The organism is Salmonella sp. FC25216 (genome assembly GCF_057751355.1).
Genome location: NZ_JBDGON010000003.1, coordinates 410127 through 430523, shown reverse-complemented (window position 1 = coordinate 430523; position 20397 = coordinate 410127). Strand labels below are relative to the sequence as shown.

Sequence of the window (20397 nt, the reverse complement as noted above, 5' to 3'; positions counted from 1 at the left end):
CTGTGATCATGTTTTATAACTTTATATTAACAGTATTGTGACATGTTAAACAAAAACGCCCGGCAGGTGTGCGCCGCCGGGCGTTTTTGATGGGGCAGGTTACCCCGATAATAGCTTATTGCGCTCGCAGTTTCTTATCGCGCTGATGGTTAACCCAGGCGTTAATCACCAGCGTAACGGTCAGAATGCCAAACACTACGCCCAGCGAAATTGCGATAGGAATATGATAGAAGTCGACGATCAGCATCTTAATGCCGATAAATACCAGAATGACCGCCAGACCATATTTCAGCATCGAGAAACGTTCCGCCACGCCGGATAGTAGGAAGTACATCGCGCGCAGGCCCAGGATAGCAAACAGGTTAGAGGTCAACACGATGAACGGGTCGGTGGTGACCGCAAAGATCGCCGGAATACTGTCAACGGCGAAGATTACATCGCTGAACTCAACCATAATCAGCACCAGCAGCAGCGGTGTAGCATACAGCAGGCCGTTTTTGCGTACGAAAAAGTGCTCGTTCTCGATCGTATCGGTCATGCGCAGATGCCCACGCAGCCAACGCACCATCGGTTTTTCGCCAATGCCGGATTCGTCTTCTTTCGCCAGCGCCATTTTTACGCCGGTAAACAGCAGGAAGGCGCCAAACACATACAGCAGCCATTCGAACTGGGTGATAAGCCAGGTACCGGCAAAAATCATGATAGTACGCAACACAATCGCGCCAAGAACCCCATACACTAGCACCCGGCGTTGCAGGGCCGGAGGGACGGAGAAATAGCTAAACAGCATCAGCCAGACAAAGACGTTATCCACGGCCAGCGACTTCTCAATCAGATAGCCGGTAAGGAACGCCAATGCCTGCGGGTCAGCAACTTCGCGCCCTTGCGTTTCAGCCAGATACCACCAGAAAGCGGCGTTAAACAGTAACGAGAGCGTTACCCACAGGATTGACCATCCCGCCGCTTGTTTCATCGACATAGCATGTGCGCCGCGGCGCCCCTGCAATAACAGGTCGATGGATAGCATTATCACCACAACAACCGCGAATCCACCCCATAATAATGGCGTACCGACAGTATTCATTATTTCTCCCCATGCAAAAAAAACGGCTAACGCCGAATAGCATTAGCCGCTGCTTTTATGCATAGACCTTGCCATTCGGCAAGGTCTCACTTACAACAATAAAGGAATACGCTGACGCATTCCTTTATGGCTGCCCGGTGACCGGATGTGGTTTTGCACACATCGTAATGACGATCGACCGACAATGAAGTTACTCCCCTTTGCGCGTAACAAAGTATGACAGGCCATGCGTAGAGTCAATGGCCTGTAACATAGGATTTACTTAATTTTACGCGGGAAGGGGATGGGGCAGACCGTCCGCCGGGAAGATAACCCCGGTTTGACGGCGTATTTCTGTCAGCCATTTTGCCGTGGCGCGACTTAGCGACAACCCCGAATGTTCCACGGCGTGGTTCTCAATAAGATGGGCAAACGCCTCGGCCTCATACAGCATAGTATTAATATGCTGAGGCTGGGTCAGATCCTGCATCAGCGCGCCGCGCGGCGCAAAACACACTTTCTGGCATTCCGACAGCTTTTCAATCACCAGCGATCCCGCCTCGCCCTGAATTTCACTGGCCAGTACCGAGTCGCTGACTTTGGAATGCTGTAGCGTGACGCTAAAATCGCCGTAATCCATGACCACGACACCGTGCGCATCTACCCCGCTTTCCAATAAATTCGCCGACGCCTGAACGCTGCGCGGCTCGCCCCATAGCGCGATCGCCGACGCCAGACAGTAATACCCGATATCCATAATCGAACCATTGGCGAAGGCCGGATTAAACGTATTCGGATTTTCACCGTTCAGAAAGCGCTGATAACGTGAAGAGTATTGGCAGTAATTCAGTAATGCTTTATGCATTCTGCCGATCTTCGGCAACGATTCTCGCAGCAGCAGGAAATTGGGCAGGCTGGCGGTTTTAAAGGCTTCAAACAGCACCCGCTGATTATCGCGCGCGCAGGCGATAGCGGCATCAACCTCCGCCAGGTTAGAGGCCAGCGGCTTTTCGCACATGACATGTTTTTTATGCTGCAAAAAGCGCTGCGTCTGGGAGAAATGCAGGGAATTCGGGCTGGCGATATAAACTGCCTCTATCGCGTCGCTTTGCGCCATCGCTTCCAGCGAGGTAAACAGATGCTCGACGGGATAATCATTTGCGAAAGACTGCGCCTGTTCAAGACTACGGGAGTAAACGGCGGCGAGCCTGAATTTGCCGGTTTCATGGGCGGCGTCGACAAACTGACGCGTGATCCAGTTAGTACCAATTACAGCGAAACGTATCATAAACGTCAGCGGACTCCAGAAAGGGATTTTCGTCAATGTAGCACGCCTTTCCGCCCTTGCCAGTGCGCTGCGACGCACTCTGGCATTTTACTGGCGAGAAGGGCACCAGTGTGCGCTATCGGCCCCAATAGTTACGCCAGCGCCTGATGCGTCAGCCACAGGCGAGTATCAAACTCCAGTTGATGGTACTGCGGTTCCATATGGCAGCAGAGCTGATAAAACGCTTTGCTATGCTCTTTCTCTTTCAGGTGCGCCAGTTCGTGAATCACAATCATCCGTAAGAATGGCTCCGGGGCGTTGCGAAACACGGTGGCGATGCGGATCTCCGCCTTTGCCTTGAGCTTGCCGCCCTGAACGCGCGAGACGGCGGTATGCAGCCCCAGCGCATTTTTCAGCACATGGATCTTGCTGTCATACATCACTTTATTGATGGGCGGCGCGTTGCGCAGAAACTGACTTTTCAGCTCCTGAGTATAGTGATATAGCGCTTTGTCAGTGGCGTAATCATGTGCGCCGGGATAACGTTTTTCCAGCACCGCTCCCAGGCGCTGCTCGGCGATTAAGGTGCGCACCTGGGCAAGGAGATGTTCCGGATACCCCTGAAGGTAAGTTAGTGAGGTCATCAAAGCTCCATGTTGCTGATAAAAAGTGTATACTCACGCACCCTTTTCAGGGATAACGCCGCAATTTTACCATTCAGGAGGCCCAATGAGCCACGTAGACGACGGTTTCCGTTCACTGACGCTGAAACGTTTTCCGCAAACGGATGATGTTAACCCGCTTCTGGCGTGGGAGGCGGCCGATGAATATCTGCTGCAACAACTGGATGAGACGGAAATTCGCGGCCCGGTGCTGATCCTGAATGATACGTTTGGCGCGCTAAGCTGCGCGCTGGCGGAGCATTCGCCATACAGTATTGGCGATTCGTATTTAAGCGAACTGGGTACGCGAGAGAATTTACGCCATAACGGCATCGCGGAGTCCAGCGTAACGTTTCTCGATAGTACCGCTGACTACCCGCAGGCGCCAGGCGTTGTATTGATTAAGGTACCGAAAACACTGGCGTTGCTGGAACAGCAGTTACGCGCTTTGCGTAAGGTGGTTACGGCGCACACGCGTATTATCGCTGGCGCGAAAGCGCGTGATATTCATACCTCTACGCTGGAACTGTTTGAAAAAGTGCTGGGTCCAACCACAACGACGCTGGCGTGGAAGAAAGCGCGTCTGATTAACTGTACCTTCAGCAATCCGCAACTGGCCGCTGCGCCGCAAACGCTAAGCTGGAAACTGGAAGATACTGGCTGGACGATTCACAACCACGCGAATGTATTTTCTCGTACCGGATTGGATATCGGCGCACGCTTCTTTATGCAGCATCTGCCGGAAAACCTCGACGGGGAGATTGTCGATCTCGGCTGCGGCAACGGGGTGATTGGCCTGAGCTTACTGGCGAAAAATCCGCAGGCGAACGTGGTATTTGTCGATGAATCGCCGATGGCGGTAGATTCCAGCCGTTTGAATGTAGAAACGAACCTGCCGGAAGCGTTCGAACGCTGCGAATTTATGATCAACAACGCGCTCTCCGGCGTGGAGCCGTTCCGTTTTAACGCCGTTTTCTGTAACCCGCCGTTCCACCAGAAACATGCGCTGACCGATAATATCGCCTGGGAGATGTTCCATCATGCCCGCCGCTGCCTGAAAATCAACGGCGAACTGTATATTGTGGCGAACCGCCATCTGGACTATTTCCACAAGTTGAAGAAGATTTTCGGTAATTGCGCGACGATAGCAACCAACAATAAATTTGTCATTCTGAAAGCGGTGAAGCAGGGACGCCGTCGATAAGGCGCTCAAGCGTCTTATCCGGTCTACAACCGGTATGACGGCGTAGGCCCGGTAAGCGTAAGCGCCATCGGGCAAAAGTCGTTAAATCTCCAGCGCCAGTCGGGTGCCCTGGGCAATCGCCCGCCGGGCATCCAGCTCCATCGCTACATCGCATCCGCCAATAAGATGTACCGTTTTACCTGCGGCGCGTAACGGTTCCGCCAGCTCGCGGCGGGGTTCCTGTCCGGCGCAGATCACCACATGATCCACTTCCAGCAACTGCGGTTCGCCGCCGATCAAGAGATGTAATCCGTCGTCGTCGATCTTCTGGTAACTGACCGCCGGGATCATTTTCACGCCGCGCGCCAGTAACGTCGCGCGATGGAGCCAGCCGGTCGTTTTGCCTAATCCTTCTCCGGGTTTACCGGCTTTGCGTTGCAGCATGACGATTTGCCGTGGACTACGTGTCAGGCGCGGGCCTTCCGGGCGCAGACCGCCGGCCTGTAGCAGGCTGGTATCAATTCCCCATTCAGTACAAAATTCAGCAATATTTTGGCTGGTGGATTCGCCGTGCTGGCTCAGATACATGGCCGTGTCAAAACCGATCCCGCCGCAGCCGATGATCGCCACTCGCTTACCAACCGGCGCTTTATCGCGCAATACCTCCAGGTAGGTCAATGTCTTCGGATGATCGATACCGTCTATCGGCGGGCGACGCGGTACTATTCCGCAGGCGAGGATCGCTTCGTCAAACGGCTGAAGATCTTCTGCGTTCACCCGTTGGTTCAGTTTCAGCGTAACGCCAGTAACATCGATCATTCGACGGTAGTAGCGCAGCGTTTCGTAAAACTCCTCTTTACCGGGGATCTGCCTGGCGATAGTAAACTGACCGCCAATTTCACTATGGGCGTCAAATAGCGTGACATGATGACCGCGCGACGCGGCGTTAATCGCGAAAGCCAGCCCCGCCGGGCCTGCGCCGACAACGGCCAGGTTCTTTTTGCGTATGACCGGCGTTATCGGCATTTGGGTTTCGTGACAGGCGCGCGGGTTAACCAGACAGGAGGTCACTTTGCCGATGAAGATCCGATCCAGACAGGCCTGATTACAGCCGATACAGGTGTTTATCTCATCTGCGCGTCCGGATTGCGCTTTAGCCAGGAATTCGGCATCGGCAAGGAAGGGACGCGCCATCGACACCATATCGGCGTCACCGCGCGCCAGAATCGCCTCGGCGACCTGCGGATCGTTAATGCGATTGGTCGCGATCAGCGGAACCGACACATGACCTTTGAGTTTACGCGTCACCCAGCTAAAAGCGCCGCGCGGTACTGGCGTGGCGATGGTCGGAATTCGCGCCTCATGCCAGCCGATGCCGGTATTAATAAGGGTTGCGCCTGCGGCTTCAATGGCTTGCGCCAGTTGTACCGTTTCGTCGAACGTGCCGCCATTTTCCACCAGATCGAGCATCGACAGGCGATAGATAATAATAAAGTCGTTCCCTACTCGCTGGCGTACCGCGCGTACTACCTCAACCGCGAAGCGCATACGGTTGGCATACTCACCGCCCCATTCGTCATCGCGATGGTTAGTCCGCCGCGTGAGAAATTCATTAATCAGATAGCCCTCTGATCCCATCACCTCTACGCCGTCGTAGCCCGCTTCCCGCGCCAGTTGCGCGCAATGCGCGAAGTCGTCGATTAACTGCAATATTTCATCATGCGTCAGTTCATGCGGCGTAAAGCGGTTGATTGGCGCCTGAATTGCCGACGGCGCGACCAGGTGTGGCTGATAGCTGTAACGCCCGGTATGTAAAATTTGTAGTGCGATTTTACCACCTTCCGCATGTACGGCATCGGTCACTACGCGATGATGCGCTAATTGACTGCCATCGTTCAGCATCGCGCCGCCGGTCATGACTACCCCGGAGGGGACGGGCGCAATACCGCCGGTGACGATTAACGCTACGCCGTGTCGCGCGCGCTCGGCATAAAATGCCGCCAGGCGCTCTGCGCCATCAGGATGTTCTTCCAGACCCGTGTGCATCGATCCCATCAGCACGCGGTTTCTGAGAGTAGTAAAGCCCAGATCGAGCGGGGCGAACAGCGATGGGTAGCTCATAAGCATATCCAGTATGTAAAATTATTGTTATGTGGTCGGATGAGTTACTACTGTAGCCGTCACGAGGTAAAAGGGAAAAGGGGAATGTGGTGATTGTGATGGGATTCAAAAAAGAGGCTGCAACCCGGGGAAAACAGGCCGGATAAGCACAGTGTTATCCGGCATCGGTTTTAAACCTCTTCAACGCTCACCTGCATCGCCGCCAGCGCATTACGCGCTGATTTCAATACCTGTTCGCACAGTTCAATAGTTAGCGTGAGCGGTGGTTCGATACGAATTGTTTTCGCATTATTCAGCGTACCGGCGACCAGCACGCGTTGACGGAACATCTCACTGGCAAAACGGTAGCCCGTTTCGTTATCGACAAATTCAATGGCCATCAACATGCCTTTGCCGCGCGCATCATGCACCAGATTGGGATACTCACGCGCAAGTTGTCGAAAACCATCCAGGAGCGTATCGCCTTTTTGTTCCGCCTGGGCCGGGAGGCTTTGCTCCAGCAGGACGTTAATGGTCGCCAGCGCGGCAGCACAAGCCAGCGGATTACCGCCAAAGGTGGTGGTATGCAGGAAAGGGTTGTCAAACAGAACCGAAAACACTTCTTCAGTAGCGATGGTAGCACCAATCGGCATCACGCCGCCGCCCAGGGCTTTCGCCAGACACAGAATATCAGGCTGCACATTTTCGTGCTCGCAGGCAAACATCTTGCCGGTACGCCCCATGCCGGTTTGTACTTCATCCAGAATCATCAGCGCGCCGAATTCATCGCAGAGTTTACGTACTTCTGTCAGGTATCCCTGCGGCGGCAGGATCACGCCGCCTTCACCCTGAATAGGCTCCAGAATCACGGCTGCTATCTCGTCACCTGTTTTTTTGCCTTCGCTAAATGCCATGCGCATAGCGTCGATATTGCCAAACGGCACATGGCGGAAGCCCGGCAATAAAGGCATAAAGGGTCTGCGGAAGGCGGATTTGGCCGTGGCGGAGAGCGCGCCCAGGGATTTGCCGTGGAATGCGCCGCTGGTGGCGATGAAGGTAAACCTGCCGCGCGGCGACTGATACGCTTTTGCCAGTTTTAACGCCGCTTCGACGGATTCGGTGCCGCTGTTGCAGAAAAAGCTGTACTTGAGTTTCCCCGGGGTCAGCGCCGCCAGCGTTTTTGCCAGCATCGCCCGCAAGGGGTCAAGTAACTCCTGGCTGTGGAGGGGTTGTTTTGCGAGTTGATTCTGGACGGCGGATACCACAACAGGATTACGGTGCCCCACGTTAAAGATACCAAACCCCCCAAGACAGTCGATAAACTCCTGCCCCTGGGTGTTGACAAGCGTATTTAAACTGCCCGCTTGCCACTCTACGGCTCCGTAATCCCCGCCGGCGGTAACAGATTTCCGGTATTCCAGAAATCCAGGATTTACATGCTCTTTAAAGTAGTCAATGACCTCTCGATTTAGTGCTTTCATTTCCTCATGGTTTAGCGTTCGCTTCTCAATGAGATTCAGTGCGTGCGCGCTACAGGCCAAAGCCGATGCGCTGGAAGGTAACCTGTTCAAAATGAGCTCCAGAGGGCCGTGTATCACATGATACTGAATTAAGTATTGCAGGGATTAGCGCGCGCCAAAGTCCATAGTGAAAATCAGGATAAACACCAGGAATAATCACTTTTCAACAACATTTAATATCATTAATTAACAATTGGATGCATTTTGTGCAGATCTTGTTTTACGGTTTACGCTTTGTTGCGTTAGCGGCGGCGTTAAAAAAAGGTGAGCCAGGACAGATTTTAAAGAAAAAGATTGCCCACGCTAAACAATTTCATAATGAAAATAATGCGCAGGATGACGTAAAAATCGTACAAATATTAAGGATTAATTGCAAATTGCGATCCAGGTCAATTTTAACAACTAAAGATAAATAGATTAGCGCCGAAATAACATTTGAGAGAAAAATTAACATACAGATAACCTGCACAGGACGCTATCATGTCTTCTCATCCCTACGTCAGCCAGCGAAATACTCCGCTGGATGATGATACCACTTTGATGTCTACGACCGACCTGGAAAGCTATATCACTCACGCCAATGACACCTTTGTCCAGGTGAGCGGCTATCAGTTAAACGAGTTGCTGGCGCAGCCACATAATCTGGTGCGCCATCCGGATATGCCAAAAGCTGCCTTCGCAGATATGTGGTACACCCTAAAACAGGGAGAACCGTGGAGCGGCATTGTGAAAAACCGACGTAAAAACGGCGACCATTATTGGGTACGGGCCAATGCGGTACCGATGATACGTGAAGGGCGTATGACGGGATATATGTCGATTCGTACCCGCGCCACGGATGAGGAGATTGCCGCCGTCGAGCCTTTATATCAGGCGCTGAATGAAGGACGGTGTAATAAACGTATTCATAAAGGACTGGTGGTTCGTCAGGGCTTGCTGGGCAAACTGCCCGCTATGCCTGTTCGCTGGCGAGTACGTAGCATTATGGGGCTAATGGCAGTGATGCTGGCGTTGGCGATGTTCTATACGGATGCGTCATGGCAGGCGTTGCTGATAGGCGAGTTGGCAATACTGGCAGGTACGGCGCTGTTTGAATGGCAAATTGTGCGTCCCATTGAAAATGTGGCGACGCAGGCGCTGAAAGTGGCGACCGGTGAACGCAACAGCGTACAACATCTTAATCGTAGCGATGAGCTGGGGCTGACGCTGAGGGCAGTGGGGCAGCTTGGCTTGATGTGCCGCTGGCTGATTAATGATGTGTCAAGTCAGGTCTCCAGCGTCAGAAACGGCAGTGAAAGGCTGGCGAAGGGTAACGATGATCTGAATAAGCACACCCGTCAGACCGTGGAGAATGTTCAGGAAACGGTAACGACCATGAACCAGATGGCGGAGTCTGTGAAGCTCAATTCCGAGACGGCTTCCGCTGCGGATAAGCTTTCCATGGCGGCCAGTAGCGCGGCGACTCAGGGAGGCGAGGCGATGGCTACAGTCATTAAAACGATGGATGATATCGCTAACAGTACGCAACGTATCGGGACGATCACCACGCTAATTAACGATATCGCTTTTCAGACGAACATCCTGGCGCTGAATGCCGCGGTAGAAGCGGCGAGAGCGGGCGAGCAGGGGAAAGGGTTTGCAGTGGTTGCTGGCGAGGTGCGCCATCTTGCCAGCCGCAGCGCTAACGCGGCGAACGATATTCGTAAATTAATTGATGCCAGCGCAACAAAGGTGCAGTCAGGCTCCGGGCAGGTTCACGCCGCAGGTCGTACTATGGATGACATTGTAGCCCAGGTGCAAAATGTCACCCAGCTTATTGCCCGCATCAGTCAGTCGACGCTGGAACAGACAGATGGACTCTCCAGCCTGACCCGCGCAGTGGATGAGTTGAACCGCATAACCCAGAAAAATGCGGAGCTGGTGGAAGAGAGCGCACAAGTGTCGGCAATGGTAAAACACCGTGCCAGCCGGCTGGAGGATGCGGTCACGGTGCTGCATTAAGTTTATTTGCAGGTGACAGCCGTACTGACGTCCGCCCGGCAGCAACAGGCCTACCGGGCGGATGCGCTCTGATAGAGGAAGGTTTCTGCCGTCATAGAGAGTACCAGTCACATATACCGTTAAAAATCATGTAAATAAATTTTAATATAACTGTTATTTTTTCTCTTCTGTCTACCTATTTAGAGGTGCCAGCTTGGTTAATTAATTAGAAATGGTTAACCTTTTAGCATATTTCTTTCATTATGAGTGTCAATTCATATCACTATTGGCTCATTTTTCTGTAATCGATAAAATTTATTTACTAATAATGTTCCGAAATAAAAAACGATCAATATCATAAAGTTAGTAACATTTTTGCCGATAAACCTTCCTGTATGAGGATATGCAATCCCAGGGAGAAAATATGTTTTTGCATAACATTAAAATACGTTCGAAATTATTTATTGCCTTTGGTTTATTCATTGTACTCATGGTAGTGAGTTCCGCTCTGTCTTTGTTTAGCCTTGATCGGGCTAATACAGGTATGCAGAACATTATTACCAATGATTATCCCACCACGGTGAAAGCCAATCTGTTAATCGATAATTTTAATGATTTCATCATCGCGCAGCAGCTCATGCTACTGGATGAGGAGGGGCGCTGGAGCCAGAGTTCGCAGAAAGAGCTGGATGAGATAAGCCAGCGTATTACGGCGCTACTGGATGAGCTTTCCAGCAATCGTCACGATGCGGCTTCGCAGAAAATCATTACCGAGATCCGTGAAGCGCGCCAGCAATACCTGGAGTCCCGATTCCGTATTTTGCAAGATATTCAAAGCCATAATCGTCAGGCGGCCATTCAGGAGATGATGACCAGAACGGTGCAGGTGCAAAAGGTCTATAAGGATAAAGTTCAGGAGCTTATCGCCGTTCAGGATGCGCAGATGCACAACGCGGGCGTGCAGGTCGAAGGAGATTTTAAAACTAACAGGACGCTGTTAATTACCCTGGCGCTGATAAGCATCGCCGCCGGATGCGTAATGGGATGGTATATCGTACGTTCCATTACCCGACCGCTTGATGAAGCGGTACGCTTTGCCGAGGCGATTGCCGATGGCGATCTGACTCGCCATATCACCACCGACTATAAAGATGAAACGGGCGTGCTACTGCAAGCGTTGATGGCGATGAAAACGCGTCTGTTGGATATCGTACAGGAAGTGCAAAACGGTTCGGAAAGTATCTCCACGGCGGCGGCGCAAATTGTCGCCGGTAACCAGGATTTGGCGGCGCGTACGGAAGAGCAGGCCAGCTCAGTTGAAGAAACGGCGGCGTCGATGGAACAGATTACCGCCACGGTTAAAAATACGGCTGATCATACCAGTGAAGCGACCAAACTCTCTGCCGGCGCCGCCAGCGTGGTGAAAAACAACGGTGAGATGATGAATCAAGTGACGCAGAAAATGCGCGTCATTAACGATACGGCAAATCGTATGTCGGATATCATCAATATCATTGATTCCATTGCCTTTCAGACCAATATTCTGGCACTGAACGCGGCGGTTGAAGCGGCGCGCGCGGGCGAACATGGGCGCGGTTTTGCCGTTGTCGCGGGGGAGGTTCGCCAGTTGGCGCAAAAGAGCGCCTCGTCGGCCAGTGAAATCCGTAATTTGATTGAAGATTCAACCAGTCAGACCCAGGAAGGTATGCAACTGGTGGAGAAAGCCAGCGCCCTGATTAATGGCATGGTGGACAACGTCGAAGAGATGGATGTGATATTACGTGAGATTGGGCAGGCCAGCCGCGAGCAAACTGACGGTATTTCGCAGATTAACAGCGCGATTGGCCTGATTGACGCCGCCACGCAACAAAACTCCTGCCTTGTGGAGGAGTCTGTTGCCGCCGCGGCGTCGCTGAACGAACAGGCGTTACATTTAAAAGAGCTGGTTAACGTGTTCCGCGTCCGGGAAGAGGACGCGCAGCCTGCTTAATCCAGTTCGGCGATCTCCAGCGCCGCGCGATCAATCACGCCGATAATGCGTTTGATTTGCGCGTCGTTGATATCGCTGTGGTTTATCCGCAGATCCAGCACGGCCTTGAAGTTATCCAGCGCCCGCTTCATCTGCGGATTTTTACGTAACTCCATGCCGACGCAACGGGCTTTTAGCCGCGTCTGAATATGCGTCAGATGTTCGCGATTTTCATCAAGCCATTGCTCGCCCTTCGCGGTAATCGCGATTTTCTTCCGCCCGCCTTCTTCGTCGCTAATAGTGATAAATTGCTGGTCCTGTAAAAAATCCAGCGTAGGGTAGATCACGCCGGCGCTTGGCGTATAGCCGCCCCCCGTCAGGTTTTCTATCGCTTTAATCAGTTCATAGCCGTGGCTGGCGTCCCGGGTCAGGATATCAAGGATGACCAGCCGAAGTTCGCCGTGGCCAAAAAATCTCTGACGCCGGCCGCCGCCCCGTTCATGACGGCCGCAGCCGTGTCCGTGACGGTGTTCGCCGCCGCAACTGGCGTTCTCATGCTGATGCGCGCTATGGCAGCCTTCATGCTGATGTTCCCGATCTTTACAGCAGCCATCGTGCTTATGCTCCCGGTTTTTGCAGCACCCTTCATGTTGATTTTGCATCATTGCCTCCTGCTTGTTTAGATATATCTAATTTATATCTAAGTGTTGGCTTTTAGCAAGGCTAAGATTTTTTTTATTATAATTTATTAATTTATAACGATTTATTTTTTAAGTGGTAAGTAACGAAGCGCAGCAAGAACACTATCAAAAAACTGTTGCATTTTTCATGATTAACAATCATTATCATTTAAAACTTTAATTTAGATATATCGTATTATTTTACGAAGGCAAAAAATGACGACATCATCTGTACGCTATCCACAGCGTGTTCGTAATGAACTGCGTTTTCGCGAGCTGACCGTTCTGCGGGTAGAACGTATTAGCGCAGGATTTCAGCGGATCGTACTTGGCGGCGAGGCGCTGGAGGGTTTCACATCCCAGGGCTTTGACGATCACACGAAAGTCTTTTTTCCTGAGCCAGGCAGCCACTTTACGCCCCCGACAGTCACTGAGGAAGGCATTATCTGGGGGGAGGGTGTTCGTCCAACCTCCAGGGATTACACGCCGCTGTATGATGAGGCACGTCGCGAGCTGGCGCTGGATTTCTTTATCCACGATGGCGGCGTAGCCAGCCGTTGGGCAATGGAAGCGCGTGAAGGCGATATACTGACGATTGGCGGGCCGCGCGGGTCGCTGGTGGTGCCGGAAGACTATGGCTGTCAGGTTTATGTCTGCGATGAGTCCGGTATGCCCGCGCTGCGTCGTCGTCTGGAATCGCTTAGCCGTCTGCCTGCACGTCCCGCAGTAACCGCGCTGGTGAGCATTCAGGATGCGGCATATCGCGATTATCTCGCCCATTTGGCGGACATGACTGTGGAGTATGTTGTTGGCGGCGATGAACAGGCAATACAAACGCGCCTGTCGCAGCTGATAATACCAGAATCAGACTATTTCATCTGGATTACTGGCGAAGGCAAGACGGTGAAACGTTTAAGTCAGCGCTTTGAAATTGGGTTTGATCCACACCTGGTACGTGCGGCAGCCTATTGGCATCGTAAGTAACTGTAGAGGCGTTAACCCCCGGTCTCTCATCCCGCAGATGGACGTAGCATGAACCAGGCAAGTTGGCATTCGCGCGCGAAAATTTGCTTTAACGCTCGAATCTCATGTTTCCTGGCCTTAGCTTTTCGACATCCGTCTAGCAACTCTCTGAGAATGAAAAGACAAATAGCAACAAAAGCGGATGCGGGGATGAGAGAACTATTTGTCAGAAGGCTAAGCCAATCATATGGCAATAGAGTATTTACCGCCATTTTATCGTCACTTTGAGATTGAGAAATAAAAAAGCCACTCTTTCGAGTGGCTTTTTTATATGATTTTAAAGCTAAAATTTGGTGGCCCCTGCTGGACTTGAACCAGCGACCAAGCGATTATGAGTCGCCTGCTCTAACCACTGAGCTAAGGGGCCGTGGCGGTGGATTATAATGTAACTTTACGCAGCAATCCAGCCATAACCGTGCGGGTGCTGTTTTTATAAACAATGTATTTTCAAACCGTTATACTTAAAGAACATTGTATTGCTCAGGAGTGATAATGGTTAAGGACATACTGGCGCCAGGGCTACGGGTGGTTTTTTGCGGCATCAATCCGGGGCTCTCCTCGGCGAATACCGGCTTCCCGTTTGCTCATCCTGCGAATCGTTTCTGGAAGGTTATTCATTTGGCTGGTTATACCGATCGACAGTTGAAACCGGAGGAGGCGGAAAAATTACTGGATTTTCGCTGCGGGGTAACGAAATTAGTCGACCGACCGACTGTTCAGGCGACAGAAGTGAAGTTGCATGAGTTACGTAGCGGCGGGCGAAGCCTGATTGAAAAGATAGAGGATTACCAGCCTGCGGCGCTGGCGGTGCTTGGTAAACAGGCTTTTGAACAGGGATTCAGCCAGCGCGGTATCGCCTGGGGTAAACAAAATATCGCCATTGGCGCGACGATGGTGTGGGTATTGCCGAATCCCAGCGGTTTAAACCGTATTAAAACGGAAAAACTGGTCGAAGCTTATCGTGAGCTGGATCAGGCGCTCATTATGCGTGGGCTATAACAATGTTGAATGAGGACGCGAATACTCGCACTTTGTAAAAATTTTGTAGGCCAAATAGGGCGCTTGCGCGTGACCTGATAAAAAACGCCAGCTCGCGGTGTAATGCCAGCCAGTTAAGCAACTGACTGGTCCTTTTTCGGGGCTGTGGGGTATTTCCAGGGCCTCTCTTTTACCACCCTCGGGAAGGCTCTTTCCCTTCTTGTCGGTAACTTCAGCTTTCCAGGTCAGGCATCAGTTCCGGGATGCGGCCCGACGATGGCTGTCCAGACGATTTACTATCTGATGAAGGGGGGAAGCGCCATACCGACAATGCACCAGACCATCATTTCCAGCGACAGGCGACGTTTGCGCAGGGAGTCGTAACGTGATACCAGATCAAAAGCCTGTCCAATGTGCATAAAAAAATCCGGAAACGGGTGAGCATCTCCGGATTCTTACATAGCCACTGGATCGGTAAACCGATCCTTAACTGATCGGCATTACACCTCGCGGTGGTGTTTATACGTGTACGGCGAATTAATCGTCGAGGAAGCTGCGCAGCACTTCAGAACGGCTCGGATGGCGCAGCTTACGCAGCGCTTTTGCTTCGATCTGACGGATACGCTCGCGAGTAACATCAAACTGTTTACCCACTTCTTCCAGCGTATGGTCGGTGTTCATATCAATACCGAAACGCATACGCAGCACTTTCGCTTCACGGGCGGTCAGGCCAGCCAGCACATCGTGGGTGGCGGCACGCAGGCTCTCGGTGGTGGCAGAGTCCAGCGGCAGCTCAAGGGTGGTATCCTCGATGAAGTCCCCCAGATGCGAATCTTCATCGTCGCCGATCGGCGTTTCCATGGAGATCGGCTCTTTGGCGATTTTCAGCACCTTACGAATTTTATCTTCCGGCATCAGCATCCGTTCAGCCAGCTCTTCCGGCGTTGGCTCGCGGCCCATCTCTTGCAGCATCTGCCGGGAAATACGGTTGAGTTTGTTGATGGTCTCAATCATATGCACCGGAATGCGGATAGTGCGCGCCTGATCTGCGATAGAGCGGGTGATCGCCTGACGAATCCACCAGGTAGCGTAGGTGGAGAACTTGTAGCCGCGGCGGTATTCAAATTTATCGACTGCTTTCATCAGACCGATGTTGCCTTCCTGAATCAGATCGAGGAATTGCAGACCGCGGTTGGTATATTTCTTGGCGATAGAGATAACCAGACGCAAGTTCGCTTCAACCATCTCTTTCTTCGCACGACGGGCTTTCGCTTCCCCGATGGACATGCGACGGTTGATGTCCTTCACCTGTTCGATGGTCAGGCCGGTCTCTTCTTCAATCTGCCGCAGTTTTTGCAGACAGCGTTGCACTTCTTCCGCGACATCGTGCAGTTTTTCCGACCACGGTTTGTTCATCGCGATGGCGGCGTTGAACCAGGTTTCGCTGGTTTCGTTGCCGGTGAACAACGTGATAAAGTTTTTCTTCGGCATTTTGCACTGCTCGACGCAGAGCTTCATGATCAGACGTTCCTGCGTACGAACGCGATCCATCATCACGCGCATACTGTTGACCAGGTAGTCGAATTGCTTCGGTACCAGACGGAACTGTTTGAACACTTCAGACAGCTTCAGAATCTCTTCCTGCGCGGCGGCATGACTGCGGCCTTTCGCTTTGATGGTGTCGCGCGTGACGACGTATTGCGCGCGTAGCTCTGCGAATTTTTCGCGTGCCAGTTCAGGGTCAATGCTGTTGTCGTCATCGGCGGCATCATCGTCGCCGTCTTCTTCATCTTCGTCTTCGTCATCATCCAGGTCTTCCTGGGAGAGCTCAGAGCCGACGTGAGTTGCGGTCGGCGCCATATCTTCTTCCGCGTTCGGATCGACAAAGCCGGTGATAAGATCGGACAGACGGGCCTCTTCAGCCTCAACGCGATCGTACTGTTCCAGCAGATAGGTAATGGCTTCCGGGTATTCGGCAACGGAGCATTGAACCTGGTTGATCCCGTCTTCGATACGCTTAGCGATGTCGATTTCGCCTTCCCGGGTCAACAGTTCAACAGTGCCCATTTCACGCATATACATGCGTACCGGGTCAGTCGTACGACCGATTTCAGACTCAACACTGGACAGAACTTGTGCAGCAGCTTCTTCCGCATCTTCATCGGTGCTGGTGGTATTTTCAGCCAGCAGCAGATCATCGGCATCAGGCGCTTCTTCCATCACCTGAATACCCATGTCGTTGATCATTTGGATGATATCTTCAATTTGATCTGAATCGACGATATCTTCCGGCAGATGGTCATTGACCTCGGCATAGGTCAGATAGCCTTGCTCCTTACCACGGGTGACAAGAAGTTTCAGCTGTGACTGCGGGTTTTGCTCCATAAGACGGTATCCACACTTATTCGTTTGATTGGTGTCGACGGTATAACTGTCGACATTTAAAGCGAGGGCATACTTATATTTTGGCCGCTGCCTCTCACTGCGGCTGTCGGGGGCTTCCCGATCGATATGCGGCATTTAAGCCGTTAAATTCATTTTCTGGCCAGCTCCTGGTTTAACGTCCAGAGCTCTCGGCGTTCTTCGCTGCTTAAACCGTGAGTGCGATCGCGAGCGATCAGCTCTTCTTGTCGCAGTTGCAGCAGCGAATCAAACATATGGTTGAGTGAGTCGGTAAAGGTCTTTTCGGCAATCGCCTTATCTGCTATATCGTCCCACATCGATAATTTTTCAAGGGTCGCAGCATCATTTGTGCCACGGTAGAGTTCCAGAAGTTGTCCGGTAGTAAGACCTGGCTGAGCCAAACAAGTTTTGACCAATTCTTTAAATAAGCCAAGTCCCGGCAGCTTATTCTGATCCAGCGCGTCTAAGGGCGGCACTAACGGCGCGAGATCCGGATTCTGCACCAGTAATCCTATCAGTATACGCATGGTCGTGCGTTTTAGCTGCGGAGCCGGGCGGGAAACGCCGCTTTCCGCCTGTTTTGGCACTAAACGATCAAGCTGACTATCATCGAAAATGCCTAACTTCAGCCCCAGCGTCTGGCGCAACTGAATACGGTGCGCGTCGCCAGGCACCTGATTAATGAGCGGCAGCGCCAGCGCGGCTAACTGCGTGCTGCCATCCGGCGAGCTTAAATCCACCTGCGGCAGGAGGCTATTAAACAGAAACGTAGAGAGCGGCTGCGCCTGCTCCATCCGCGCTTCGAAAGCCGCCTTGCCTTCTTTACGCACCAGCGTATCCGGGTCTTCGCCGTCAGGTAAAAACATAAAGCGTACCTGCCGACCGTCGGTCATATAGGGCATTGCTGTTTCCAGGGCTCTCCACGCGGCATCACGGCCTGCCCGGTCGCCGTCGTAACAGCAAATCACGTTGTTCGTCGCCCGGAATAACATATGCATATGGTCTGCCGTGGTTGAGGTACCCAGCGAGGCGACCGCATAGTTAATGTCATATTGCGCTAGTGCGACGACATCCATATAACCTTCGACCACAAGCAAGCGTTGCGGTTCAGCACTATATTGCTGAGCCTCATAAAGGCCATATAGCTGGCGGCCTTTATGGAAAATGTCGGTTTCCGGAGAGTTAAGGTATTTCGGCGTGTCGTTCCCCAGAACTCGACCGCCAAAACCAATCACCCTGCCGCGTTTATCCCGAATAGGGAACATGACCCGATTACGGAAACGATCGTAAGTGCTGCCCTGCTCGTTATTGACCAGCATTCCGGCATCCAGCAACAATGCTTTGTTATCGCTGTTATTACCGAAGCGCTTTAATGCGTTATCCCAACCTGGCGGCGCGAAACCAATGGCGAAACGCTGAATAATTTCAGCGCTCAGACCGCGCTTTTGCAGATAGTTACGCGCAGGTTTTGCCGCAGGATGGGTAAGCGACTGCTGATAAAAGTCATTCAGCCCATTCATCAACTGATAGAGGTTTTGCCGTTGATGGCGCTCTATCTGGCTAAGCCCGGTGCCTGCTTCATAGGGGATTTCCAGGTTATGCATGGCCGCTAATTCTTCGACGGTTTCGACAAATTCGAGCTTGTCGTAATTCATCAGAAAGTCGATCGCATTGCCATGCGCGCCGCATCCAAAGCAGTGATAAAACTGTTTTTCACCGTTTACGGTGAAAGAAGGGGTTTTCTCATTATGGAATGGACAACACGCGTGATAGTTCTTGCCCTGTTTCTTGAGTTTTACGCGCACGTCGATCAGATCGACGATGTCGGTTCTCGCCAGCAGGTCATTAATAAATACGCGTGGGATTCGTCCAGCCATATGCCCCTTTTATACACGTCATCCTTCAGGCTGCCGCAGTGTTGGCTGCGTTCGCTCACCCCTGTCGCTGACTTGCGTAAGCGCCGGGGATTTACTCTCTTGCCGCCTGGACGCAGCATGAATGATTTTGTGTATATGCTAATGCATAAACGAAAACAAGCCGCGCATTCCTTTCGGAAGCACGGCCTTACAACTACAACTCGATCTGAATTGAGAGCAGCCCGCTCTCAAAAGATTAGTACAGACGAGTACGGCGTGCGTTTTCGCGAGCCAGTTTCTTCGCGTGACGTTTCACTGCAGAAGCTTTAGCGCGCTTACGTTCAGTCGTCGGTTTTTCATAGAACTCACGACGACGAACTTCCGCCAGAACACCTGCTTTTTCACAGGAACGCTTGAAGCGACGCAGAGCTACGTCGAACGGCTCGTTTTCACGTACTTTAATTACCGGCATGTGCCTCTCACCTTTGATTAATTCGGTTTGCCGCTGGCATCAACGCCAGCTTATTTCAAAATGGTGCGGAATTTTACTGCAATTGCTGCTGCTTTGTAAAGCACCGCTGCCTTTTTTGAAAGGGACTTTTATAAGGGGAGGGAGTATACACGAAGTCGGGACTGAGGGTATACATCCACCCGCATTCGACCTACACTGCGCGGTATTAGAGCGAGGTAAAACAAGTCATGCGTGTACTGGGTATTGAGACATCCTGCGATGAAACCGGCATCGCCATTTACGACGACGAAAAAGGTCTGTTAGCTAACCAATTGTATAGTCAGGTGAAATTACATGCTGACTACGGCGGTGTAGTGCCTGAGCTGGCTTCCCGCGATCATGTGCGTAAAACCGTGCCGCTGATTCAGGCGGCATTAAAAGAAGCCGGTCTGACGGCGAGCGACATTGACGCGGTGGCCTATACCGCAGGCCCGGGCCTGGTCGGCGCGCTGCTGGTGGGTGCCACGGTTGGACGTTCGCTGGCATTTGCCTGGAATGTGCCAGCCATTCCTGTACACCATATGGAAGGTCATCTGCTGGCGCCGATGCTGGAAGATAATCCCCCGGAATTCCCGTTTGTGGCGCTGCTGGTCTCCGGCGGGCATACGCAGCTCATTAGCGTGACCGGAATCGGTCAGTACGAACTGCTGGGGGAGTCGATTGACGATGCCGCCGGTGAAGCGTTTGATAAAACCGCCAAATTGTTGGGGCTGGATTATCCTGGCGGCCCGCTGCTGTCGAAAATGGCGTCGCAGGGGACGGCAGGGCGTTTTGTCTTTCCGCGCCCAATGACCGATCGCCCGGGGCTGGATTTTAGTTTTTCCGGTCTGAAAACCTTTGCCGCTAACACCATTCGTAGTAATGGCGATGACGAACAAACTCGCGCTGATATTGCGCGCGCTTTTGAAGATGCGGTCGTGGATACGCTGATGATCAAGTGCAAGCGCGCGCTGGAAAGCACCGGCTTTAAGCGTCTGGTCATGGCGGGCGGCGTCAGCGCTAACCGTACCTTGCGCGCGAAGTTGGCGGAGTTGATGCAAAAACGCCGCGGCGACGTGTTCTATGCGCGTCCGGAGTTTTGTACCGACAACGGGGCGATGATCGCCTATGCCGGGATGGTGCGGTTTAAGGCGGGCGTTACGGCGGATCTTGGCGTAACGGTACGTCCGCGCTGGCCGCTGGCGGATCTACCAGCGGCGTAA

The 20397-nt window shown here is 52.3% G+C and carries 16 protein-coding genes, 1 tRNA gene and 1 pseudogene; 6 read left to right on the top strand and 12 right to left on the bottom strand.

Annotation, left to right across the window (positions count from 1 at the left end):
- Positions 1-115: 115 nt before the first annotated feature.
- The 3 genes from AC3G3F_RS08295 to AC3G3F_RS08285 form a co-directional block, all read right to left on the bottom strand.
- Complete coding sequence (locus AC3G3F_RS08295; RefSeq protein WP_001098835.1) at positions 116-1084, bottom strand: TerC family protein; 969 nt, start codon at positions 1082-1084, stop codon at positions 116-118.
- A gap of 268 nt (positions 1085-1352) precedes the next feature.
- On the bottom strand, positions 1353-2351 hold the full coding sequence (locus AC3G3F_RS08290; protein WP_079796086.1) for a Gfo/Idh/MocA family protein: 999 nt from the start codon (positions 2349-2351) through the stop codon (positions 1353-1355).
- 131 nt (positions 2352-2482) lie between these two features.
- Positions 2483-2974 carry a M48 metallopeptidase family protein gene (locus tag AC3G3F_RS08285; RefSeq protein ID WP_023246590.1) on the bottom strand — a complete coding sequence of 164 codons (492 nt, stop codon included), beginning with the start codon at positions 2972-2974 and terminating at the stop codon, positions 2483-2485.
- A gap of 85 nt (positions 2975-3059) precedes the next feature.
- Between AC3G3F_RS08285 and rlmG the strand changes: the two genes are divergently transcribed.
- Positions 3060-4196 carry a 23S rRNA (guanine(1835)-N(2))-methyltransferase RlmG gene (gene rlmG, locus AC3G3F_RS08280; protein ID WP_023246589.1) on the top strand — a complete coding sequence of 379 codons (1137 nt, stop codon included), beginning with the start codon at positions 3060-3062 and terminating at the stop codon, positions 4194-4196.
- Between the two features lie 81 nt (positions 4197-4277).
- Here the strand turns inward: rlmG and AC3G3F_RS08275 are convergent, their stop codons facing one another.
- Both AC3G3F_RS08275 and ygjG read right to left on the bottom strand, forming a co-directional pair.
- Complete coding sequence (locus AC3G3F_RS08275; protein WP_053508241.1) at positions 4278-6296, bottom strand: oxidoreductase; 2019 nt, start codon at positions 6294-6296, stop codon at positions 4278-4280.
- A 170-nt stretch (positions 6297-6466) separates the two neighbouring features.
- Entirely contained in the window at positions 6467-7846 is a 1380-nt protein-coding gene (gene ygjG, locus AC3G3F_RS08270) for a putrescine aminotransferase (protein WP_077918405.1), read from the bottom strand.
- 429 nt (positions 7847-8275) lie between these two features.
- Here ygjG and AC3G3F_RS08265 point away from each other — a divergent pair, with 429 nt between their 5' ends.
- The gene (locus AC3G3F_RS08265; RefSeq protein ID WP_023246585.1) at positions 8276-9796 is read left to right on the top strand and encodes a methyl-accepting chemotaxis protein; all 1521 of its coding nucleotides are present in this window, start codon (positions 8276-8278) and stop codon (positions 9794-9796) included.
- A gap of 403 nt (positions 9797-10199) precedes the next feature.
- A complete protein-coding gene (locus tag AC3G3F_RS08260; RefSeq protein ID WP_023246584.1) occupies positions 10200-11765 on the top strand; it encodes a methyl-accepting chemotaxis protein in 1566 nt (521 codons plus the stop codon).
- Here AC3G3F_RS08260 and AC3G3F_RS08255 read toward each other — a convergent pair.
- The gene (locus AC3G3F_RS08255) at positions 11762-12409 is read right to left on the bottom strand and encodes a PadR family transcriptional regulator (protein WP_088733696.1); all 648 of its coding nucleotides are present in this window, start codon (positions 12407-12409) and stop codon (positions 11762-11764) included. The genes AC3G3F_RS08260 and AC3G3F_RS08255 overlap by 4 nt on opposite strands.
- A 231-nt stretch (positions 12410-12640) precedes the next feature.
- On the opposite strand from AC3G3F_RS08255, the gene AC3G3F_RS08250 reads away from it, so the two are divergent.
- Positions 12641-13408 (top strand): siderophore-interacting protein, encoded by a 768-nt coding sequence (locus AC3G3F_RS08250; protein ID WP_023246582.1) that lies wholly within the window; start codon positions 12641-12643, stop codon positions 13406-13408.
- Positions 13409-13738: 330 nt separating this feature from the next.
- On the opposite strand, the gene AC3G3F_RS08245 is transcribed toward AC3G3F_RS08250, so the two are convergent.
- A tRNA-Ile gene (locus tag AC3G3F_RS08245) sits at positions 13739-13814 on the bottom strand.
- Between the two features lie 125 nt (positions 13815-13939).
- Here AC3G3F_RS08245 and mug point away from each other — a divergent pair.
- The gene (gene mug, locus AC3G3F_RS08240) at positions 13940-14446 is read left to right on the top strand and encodes a G/U mismatch-specific DNA glycosylase (protein WP_070801640.1); all 507 of its coding nucleotides are present in this window, start codon (positions 13940-13942) and stop codon (positions 14444-14446) included.
- Between the two features lie 113 nt (positions 14447-14559).
- On the opposite strand, the pseudogene AC3G3F_RS08235 reads toward mug, so the two are convergent.
- The 5 genes and pseudogenes from AC3G3F_RS08235 to rpsU form a co-directional block, all read right to left on the bottom strand.
- A pseudogene (locus AC3G3F_RS08235) lies at positions 14560-14702 on the bottom strand (IS4 family transposase); the annotation flags it as partial.
- A 19-nt stretch (positions 14703-14721) separates the two neighbouring features.
- Complete coding sequence (locus tag AC3G3F_RS08230) at positions 14722-14844, bottom strand: transposase domain-containing protein (protein ID WP_023248593.1); 123 nt, start codon at positions 14842-14844, stop codon at positions 14722-14724.
- 118 nt (positions 14845-14962) lie between these two features.
- Positions 14963-16945 carry an RNA polymerase sigma factor RpoD gene (rpoD, locus tag AC3G3F_RS08225; RefSeq protein ID WP_071790791.1) on the bottom strand — a complete coding sequence of 661 codons (1983 nt, stop codon included), beginning with the start codon at positions 16943-16945 and terminating at the stop codon, positions 14963-14965.
- Positions 16946-16959: 14 nt separating this feature from the next.
- Complete coding sequence (gene dnaG, locus AC3G3F_RS08220) at positions 16960-18705, bottom strand: DNA primase (protein ID WP_079836344.1); 1746 nt, start codon at positions 18703-18705, stop codon at positions 16960-16962.
- Positions 18706-18940: 235 nt separating this feature from the next.
- Positions 18941-19156 (bottom strand): 30S ribosomal protein S21, encoded by a 216-nt coding sequence (gene rpsU, locus AC3G3F_RS08215; protein WP_001144069.1) that lies wholly within the window; start codon positions 19154-19156, stop codon positions 18941-18943.
- 227 nt (positions 19157-19383) lie between these two features.
- Between rpsU and tsaD the strand changes: the two genes are divergently transcribed.
- On the top strand, positions 19384-20397 hold the full coding sequence (gene tsaD / locus AC3G3F_RS08210; RefSeq protein WP_053508232.1) for a tRNA (adenosine(37)-N6)-threonylcarbamoyltransferase complex transferase subunit TsaD: 1014 nt from the start codon (positions 19384-19386) through the stop codon (positions 20395-20397).

Coding starts and splice junctions, on each gene's coding strand:
- rpoD (WP_071790791.1), bottom strand. CDS start 16,945: ATGCCGCATATCGATCGGGAAGCCCCCGACAGCCGCAGTGAGAGGCAG.
- AC3G3F_RS08250 (WP_023246582.1), top strand. CDS start 12,641: ATGACGACATCATCTGTACGCTATCCACAGCGTGTTCGTAATGAACTG.
- AC3G3F_RS08230 (WP_023248593.1), bottom strand. CDS start 14,844: ATGCACATTGGACAGGCTTTTGATCTGGTATCACGTTACGACTCCCTG.
- rpsU (WP_001144069.1), bottom strand. CDS start 19,156: ATGCCGGTAATTAAAGTACGTGAAAACGAGCCGTTCGACGTAGCTCTG.
- AC3G3F_RS08295 (WP_001098835.1), bottom strand. CDS start 1,084: ATGAATACTGTCGGTACGCCATTATTATGGGGTGGATTCGCGGTTGTT.
- rlmG (WP_023246589.1), top strand. CDS start 3,060: ATGAGCCACGTAGACGACGGTTTCCGTTCACTGACGCTGAAACGTTTT.
- AC3G3F_RS08290 (WP_079796086.1), bottom strand. CDS start 2,351: ATGATACGTTTCGCTGTAATTGGTACTAACTGGATCACGCGTCAGTTT.
- dnaG (WP_079836344.1), bottom strand. CDS start 18,705: ATGGCTGGACGAATCCCACGCGTATTTATTAATGACCTGCTGGCGAGA.
- AC3G3F_RS08255 (WP_088733696.1), bottom strand. CDS start 12,409: ATGATGCAAAATCAACATGAAGGGTGCTGCAAAAACCGGGAGCATAAG.
- AC3G3F_RS08275 (WP_053508241.1), bottom strand. CDS start 6,296: ATGAGCTACCCATCGCTGTTCGCCCCGCTCGATCTGGGCTTTACTACT.
- AC3G3F_RS08285 (WP_023246590.1), bottom strand. CDS start 2,974: ATGACCTCACTAACTTACCTTCAGGGGTATCCGGAACATCTCCTTGCC.
- tsaD (WP_053508232.1), top strand. CDS start 19,384: ATGCGTGTACTGGGTATTGAGACATCCTGCGATGAAACCGGCATCGCC.
- AC3G3F_RS08265 (WP_023246585.1), top strand. CDS start 8,276: ATGTCTTCTCATCCCTACGTCAGCCAGCGAAATACTCCGCTGGATGAT.
- mug (WP_070801640.1), top strand. CDS start 13,940: ATGGTTAAGGACATACTGGCGCCAGGGCTACGGGTGGTTTTTTGCGGC.
- AC3G3F_RS08260 (WP_023246584.1), top strand. CDS start 10,200: ATGTTTTTGCATAACATTAAAATACGTTCGAAATTATTTATTGCCTTT.